The sequence below is a fragment of the Mycobacteriales bacterium genome (assembly GCA_036497565.1).
Taxonomy (GTDB): domain Bacteria; phylum Actinomycetota; class Actinomycetes; order Mycobacteriales; family QHCD01; genus DASXJE01.
The window spans coordinates 21321-27617 of sequence record DASXJE010000161.1; the positions used below are offsets into that span (position 1 = coordinate 21321).

Below are 6297 nucleotides of genomic sequence, written 5' to 3' on the forward strand. Positions count from 1 at the left end.
GCAAGGTGGGGTGAGATCGTCACTGCTCTATTACCGACAGTAACCTCGCGCGACCGACCACGACGGGGTTCGCGACCTTCCCCGCCCGCCGTCCAGCACCACAGCTGATCACCCAAAGTGTCATGCCTGCTACGCGTAGTATTCGATGCGGGGCGAGTCGATCCTCCCTGCCGGGCGTTACCGAGGCGCCGCGTCGGCGCGCTAGGGCCCGAGGAGCGATTCCATGACGACGCAACCGCCCAACACGATGCGGGTCCTCGTCATCGAGGACGACCCGGTCGCCACCGTGTTCATCGAGTCGACCCTCGGCGCCGCCAGCGGCGTCGAGGTCGTCTGCACGGCCGAACCCACCCATGCCCTCGAGTTGGTGCAGAGCGAGAACTTCGACGTGATCGTGACCGACGTCGAACTGCCCGGCATGAGCGGGCTGGAACTGCTCGACGAGGTCCGGTCCCGCCGCCCCGGCATCCCGGTCGCCGTGATGACCGCGCACGCCAACATCGAGTACGCCGTGCGGGCGCTCCGTCACCGGGCCGACGAATTCATCCTCAAGCCGCTCGAGCCCGTCGACTTCGTCTCGAAGATCACCGCGCTCGGCCGGTCCGGGCGCAGGTCGGCCACCGGCCCGACGCGGGTCGTGCTCGCCGTGGGGGCACACCCCGACGATGTCGAGATCGGCGTCGGCGGTCTGTTGGCACTGCACCGCTACCGCGGCGACAAGGTGGCGATCCTGACCCTGACCCGGGGCGCGCGCGGCGGTGGTGCCGGTGAACGGGCCGACGAATCGGCGAACGCCGCGAAGTTCCTCGGCGCCCAACTCTTCCTGGAGGACATGCCGGACACCCGGATCTCACAGTCGGACCCGACGGTCGGCGCGGTCGAGCGGGTGATCGCCGAGATCGACCCGACGATCATCTACACCCACAGCGACCACGACCTGCACCAGGACCACCGGGCCGTGCACCAGGCAACCCTCGTGGCGGCGCGGCGGGTACCGACCCTCGCCTGCTTCCAAAGTCCGTCGGCGACGTTGGACTTCCGTCCTAATCGGTTCGCCGGAATCGACGGATACACCCAGGACAAGCTCGATCTCCTGAACAGCTTCGCTTCGCAGATCGCGACCCGTCCCTACCTCGAGCCCGACATCGTGCTGGCCACGGCCCGGTACTGGTCGCGCTACGGCGAGACCCGGTTCGCCGAACCGCTCGAGGTCATCCGCGATCAGGCCGGCACCTCTGTCGTGCCTTCTTCCCACCAAGGAGCCGACAATGTTGCCTGAGCTGGGCGAGCAGAAACTACGGATTCTCGTGACCGGAGCGGGCGGCCCGGCCGGCGTCGCGGTAATCCGCTCGCTGCAACACGACCCGGCGGTGGAGATCATCGCCGCCGACATGGATATCTACGCGTCGGGCCTCTACCTCGTCGACCGCCCCCGCCGATGGATCATCCCGCCCGGTGCCGCCGACGGCTTCAACACCCACATCCTCGCGCGATGCCGTGCCGAGGACATCGCCATCGTGATCCCGACCGTCGACGCCGAGATGCTGCCGCTGTCGACGATCCGGCACCGCTTCACCGAAGCAGGCATCCGGATCGCCATGACCAGTGACGACGCGCTGCGCTGCACCCTGGACAAGTTCGCCCTCGCCCGCCGCTGCTCCGGGCAGCTCGCCGTGCCGCGTACGGAACTGCTCGGGGACGACCTCGACGCTCGCTCATGGACCTATCCGGTCATCGTCAAGCCACGATCGGGAAGTGGATCACGTGGTGTGCGGACGGTCGAGGACGCAGCCGAGTTGCACGCCCTCCCCCGTGGAGACCACGAGATCGTGCAGGAGTACCTGCCCGGTCAGGAGTATTCCCTGGACGTCCTCGCCGACGAGGACGGTCGGGTCCTCGCGGTGGTGCCAAGAGCGCGGCTACGGGTCGATTCCGGCGTGTCCGTCGCCGGGCGGACGCTGCACGATCCGGAGTTGGATGCGATCGCCCGCGCGGTCGTCCGGGCGGTGGGCCTCACGCTCGTCTCCAACGTGCAGGTGCGACTCGACCGCGTCGGCCGACCGGCGTTGCTCGAGGTGAACCCGCGGTTCCCCGGGTCGATGCCGCTCACCGTCGCGAGCGGCGTGGACATGCCCAGGCTGTGCCTGGACGCCGTATGCGGCCGGAAGCTGCCGACGGCGGTCGACCACATCGATCTGGTGATGGTGAGATTCCTGGAGGAGCGGTTCTTCGACCCGGCGACGTTGCCGGTCGAGGGGAAGGCCGTGCCGGCATGACCGAGCTACCCGACGACCCACAGGACCGGCACGTCCACTCGACGTTCTCGGACGGGCAGAGCAGCATCGCGGAGAACATCGAAGCCGCGGAAAAGATCGGGCTGGCCACGTTGTGCCTGGTCGATCATGTCCGGGTCGACACCACCTGGGTGCCGGACTTCGTCAGCACGGTCCAGAGCGCTCCGCACTCCGACCAACTGCGGATCATGTACGGCGTCGAGGCGAAGCTGCTCGACAGTTCGGGACGCCTCGATATGCCGCCCGACCTCCCCGAACTCGGCCGGGTGCTCATCGCCGACCATCAGTTCCCGGGTACCGACGGACCCATCCATCCGCGCGAGGTCCGCCGCCGGCTCGACGACGGCGAGATGACACCTGCCCAGGTCATCGACATCCTGGTGCTCAGCACCGCCCGCGCGATGCTGAAGGTCGACCGGCCCCAACTCGCCCACCTGTTCAGCCTGCTGCCGAAGATGGGTCTCGACGAGTGCCAGGTCGAAGAGGACCACCTCCGGTTGCTCGCCGCGACCGCCATCGCCACCGGCGCCATCGTGGAGGTGAACGAGAAGTGGGCATGCCCGCAGGGGCGCGTCCTGGCCGCGTTCGTCGCTTCCCGGGTGCGGGTCGTCACCAGCACCGACAGCCACCACGCACGTGATGTCGGCGTCTACCGCCGGGTGCCAGTACTGCTGGAGGACGCGGCCCGGGAACGCTGGCCCGCATGAGCTCGGTCCTCCACGTTTTCGCCTCCATCGGACTGTGGCTGCTGATCGCCCTCGTCCTCGTCGGTGTCGTACCGCTGTTGGCCGGGACGATGCAACTCGTGCTCGTCACGCTGCACGGCCGTCGCAACCACTACGCCGAGTGCGAGCCGATCTTCCCGCGTACCGCGGTGATCGTTCCGGCCTGGAACGAGGCCGCGGTGATCGGAACCACGGTCGACCAGCTCATGCGGCTGGAATATCCCAAGGACCGGATCCGGATCTACGTCGTGGACGACGGAAGCACCGACGAGACGCCAGAGATCCTCGCGGCCAAGGAGGCCGAATATCCGGGCAACGTCTGGCCGCTGCGACGGGAGAACGGCGGACAGGGTAAGGCGCACACGCTCAACTACGGCCTGGACGCGGTCCTCGCCGACGACTGGATGCAAGCGGTGCTGATCATGGACGCGGACGTGATCTACCGCCCCGACTCGCTCCGCAAGATGGCCCGCCACCTCGCCGATCCGCACGTCGGAGCGGTCACGGCGTACATCGAAGAAGGAAGCGCCACCGGGACCTACCTGACGCGTTTCATCGGCTACGAATACATCACGGCGCAGGCCGCGGCGCGGCGCGGGCAGAACGTCCTCGGTGCACTGGCCTGCCTCGCCGGCGGGGCGCAGCTGCACTCCCGCGAAAACCTCGAGGCGCTCGGCGGCCGGATCGACACGTCATCGCTCGCGGAGGACACCTTCACGACGTTCAACACCCAGCTCGGCGGACGACGCGTCGTCTTCGAGCCGCATGCGATCGTGCTCGCCGAGGAGCCGGCGACCATCGGTGCCTTGTGGAAACAGCGGTTGCGCTGGGCGCGGGGCAATGTGCAGGTGACGAGCCACTACAAGCACGTCTGGTTCAGACACGCCAAGGGCAACGGTCTCGGCGGCACACTCTTCGGCCTCCTCTGGTTCAGCCTCTTCCTGCAACCACTGCTGATGATTCTCGCGTCCGCCAGCCTCGTCGTACTGTTCTTCGTCAATCACAACGTGGCATGGCAGGCGTTCCACATCCTGTGGATCACCAGTGCCGCCTGCTACCTCTTCATCACCGGCTTCACCTTGCTGATCGACCCGCGCACGGGGCGGAAGACCTGGCGTCAGGCCGCGCTCTTCCCCGGGCTGATCTCGGTCCTGATCATGCTCTACACCCTGGTGCCGATCCTCTTCAGCCGTTACATCGCCTCCGGCCTCAGGTCGATCGACCTCCTCCCCACCGGTGCGGCGGCGGACGCCATCGTCCTGTTCTGTTACGTCTGGCTGTGCGGGTGCATGGTCGTTGCCTGGCTGGCCAAGGTGATCGAGGCGGATGGGCGACGTCCCCGCATCGCCGCTGCTCTGGTCTACGTCGGCGGCTACGGGCCACTGCTGTGCGTCATGACCTTCTCCGCGTACGTCAAGCAGATGCGCCACGCCGAGTTGGTGTGGGACAAGACCGAGAAGACCGGGAAGGTGGCGTTGACGTCATGACCGGACCGACGACCACGCGCCCGGCGGACCCGCCTACCGACCGCGAGGATTTCGACGCCGAGGTCGCCGACGCGGTCCGCTACGAGCGCGGGCTGTGGAAGAAGGCCCTGCTCGTCGTCGTGCTCGTGGCACTGCTGATCATCGCGCGCCAGCTGTACTTCCTCTGAGCGCTACGCTCTGCCTGCCCAGCAGTCGTTTCGCCTCGCGGATGCCGCTGGTCAATGCGCCGTCGGCGAAGCCGGTCCGGGCGCTCTGGGTGTGCTCTCCCGCGAAGAGGAGCCGGCCGCCGATCGGTTCACCGAGCAGATCGAGGTCGGCGGGATTCGCGCCGGGCGGGACGTGGGAGTAGGCACCGGCTGAGTAGGGATCGTCGGCCCACCGGGTCACCGCGACGGCCGACGGCGCCGGACACTCGCCCCCCACCGCCTCGGCGAGCTTGCCGAGGGCCCACCGGGCGGCCGCATCATCGGTCGCCGCCAGCAGGTGGCCCGCTGCGGCGTGAAAGACGTGGAACACCAGCGTCGCACCGGCGCCGAACGCCTCCTGATCGATCACCCAGATCGCCGACGCGTCGGGGTCACGGGGGAAGAGCATGAGGTGCGAGAGACCTGCGGCACGCCAGAACGACCGGTCGAAGCGCAGCACCACCTTCTCGTAGCGGCCGAACCCGAGACGCTCGACGGCAGCCCACCGATCTGCCGGAAGGTCCGGCGCGAAACGCGGCACGCCGCGCTTCAGCACACCCAGCGGCACGGTCACCACGACGTGCGAGGCATCCGCCGCTTGGCCATCGGTGGATCGGACCCGCACACCGGCCGCGGAGAGCGCGACCTCGTCGACCTCGACACCCAGGCGTACGTCGAGCCCGCCGGCCATCGCGTCCACCACACCTCGATAGCCCGCGCGCGGAAGATCTCCGAAGTAGTCACCGCCGTACTCGATCTCGTTCCACAGCCAGCGCAACGACTGGTTTTCGGGCAGGTCCGCCGCGTCGGCCTCGACGACCGCGCGTAGCGCCTGCCGGGCTCGTCTGGCGGGGCCGGGCGCGAGGCCGGCACCGGCCATGAAGGCGTCGATGGCGTCCCCGGCCGACGCATCCGGGCCGAGATCGGTGCCCAGCCGCGCCACCGCGTCGGGAAAGGCGTCGAACTGCAGTGCCAGACTTTCCTCGACCTCGGACGGCGACAGCCGACGGCGCTCGCCGCAGTCGTAACCGGCCAGGCCGGCGAGTGGGTTGCCCGGGCGGCAGACGACACCGACCTGGTCGGCGAAGGCACGCAACGGATTCCCGGCCGGGTGGTGTATCCACGAGCCGCCCATGTCGACCGGCGCACCGGCGAGGTCGACCGTGTGCAGCCGACCGCCGGTCCGCTCACGAGCCTCCAGCACGACACAGTCGACCCCGGCATGCGTCAACGCATTCGCGACCGTCAGTCCGGCGATCCCCGCGCCGACGATCGCGACCCGCTCGACCGGCCCGGTCACCCCGCCAGGGACCTGCGCTCGTCCGTCGTCGTAGGTCCCGACAGTCAAGCCGGCCACCCCCGTCGACTGCGAACCGTTGCTCAGCTGACGCAGAATTCGTTGCCCTGCGGATCGCGCAACGTGTAGGTGACCGGCCCCCGGTCACTGGTGATCCAAATCTGACTCGCGCCCAATCCGACCAGACGTTCGGCCTCCGCCTGCGCCTTGTCCGCGCCGACCTGCAGATCGAGATGGCACCGGTTCTTCGCCGTCTTGGGTTCGGGCACCAACTGGAAGAACAGCCGCGGACGCGTGCCGCCGGGATCG

The 6297-nt window shown here is 68.4% G+C and carries 7 protein-coding genes; 5 read left to right on the forward strand and 2 right to left on the reverse strand.

What is annotated here, in order from left to right:
- The first annotated feature begins 223 nt into the window (after window positions 1–223).
- Genes VGH85_13765 through VGH85_13785 form a run of 5 tightly spaced genes read left to right on the forward strand, consistent with a single transcriptional unit; the run spans window position 224 to window position 4673 of the window.
- Entirely contained in the window at window positions 224–1279 is a 1056-nt protein-coding gene (locus VGH85_13765; GenBank protein HEY2174870.1) for a response regulator, read from the forward strand.
- Window positions 1269–2276 (forward strand): ATP-grasp domain-containing protein, encoded by a 1008-nt coding sequence (locus VGH85_13770; protein ID HEY2174871.1) that lies wholly within the window; start codon window positions 1269–1271, stop codon window positions 2274–2276. Before VGH85_13765 ends, VGH85_13770 begins: the two co-directional genes overlap by 11 nt.
- The gene (locus VGH85_13775) at window positions 2273–3001 is read left to right on the forward strand and encodes a PHP domain-containing protein (GenBank protein HEY2174872.1); all 729 of its coding nucleotides are present in this window, start codon (window positions 2273–2275) and stop codon (window positions 2999–3001) included. Before VGH85_13770 ends, VGH85_13775 begins: the two co-directional genes overlap by 4 nt.
- Window positions 2998–4506: a glycosyltransferase family 2 protein gene (locus VGH85_13780; GenBank protein ID HEY2174873.1), complete on the forward strand. Its 1509-nt coding sequence runs from the start codon at window positions 2998–3000 to the stop codon at window positions 4504–4506. Before VGH85_13775 ends, VGH85_13780 begins: the two co-directional genes overlap by 4 nt.
- On the forward strand, window positions 4503–4673 hold the full coding sequence (locus VGH85_13785) for a hypothetical protein (GenBank protein ID HEY2174874.1): 171 nt from the start codon (window positions 4503–4505) through the stop codon (window positions 4671–4673). Before VGH85_13780 ends, VGH85_13785 begins: the two co-directional genes overlap by 4 nt.
- Here the strand turns inward: VGH85_13785 and VGH85_13790 are convergent.
- Complete coding sequence (locus VGH85_13790; GenBank protein ID HEY2174875.1) at window positions 4645–6039, reverse strand: NAD(P)/FAD-dependent oxidoreductase; 1395 nt, start codon at window positions 6037–6039, stop codon at window positions 4645–4647. The genes VGH85_13785 and VGH85_13790 overlap by 29 nt on opposite strands.
- 32 nt (window positions 6040–6071) lie before the next feature.
- On the reverse strand, window positions 6072–6297 hold a 226-nt coding region (locus tag VGH85_13795), incomplete at its 5' end, for a VOC family protein (protein HEY2174876.1).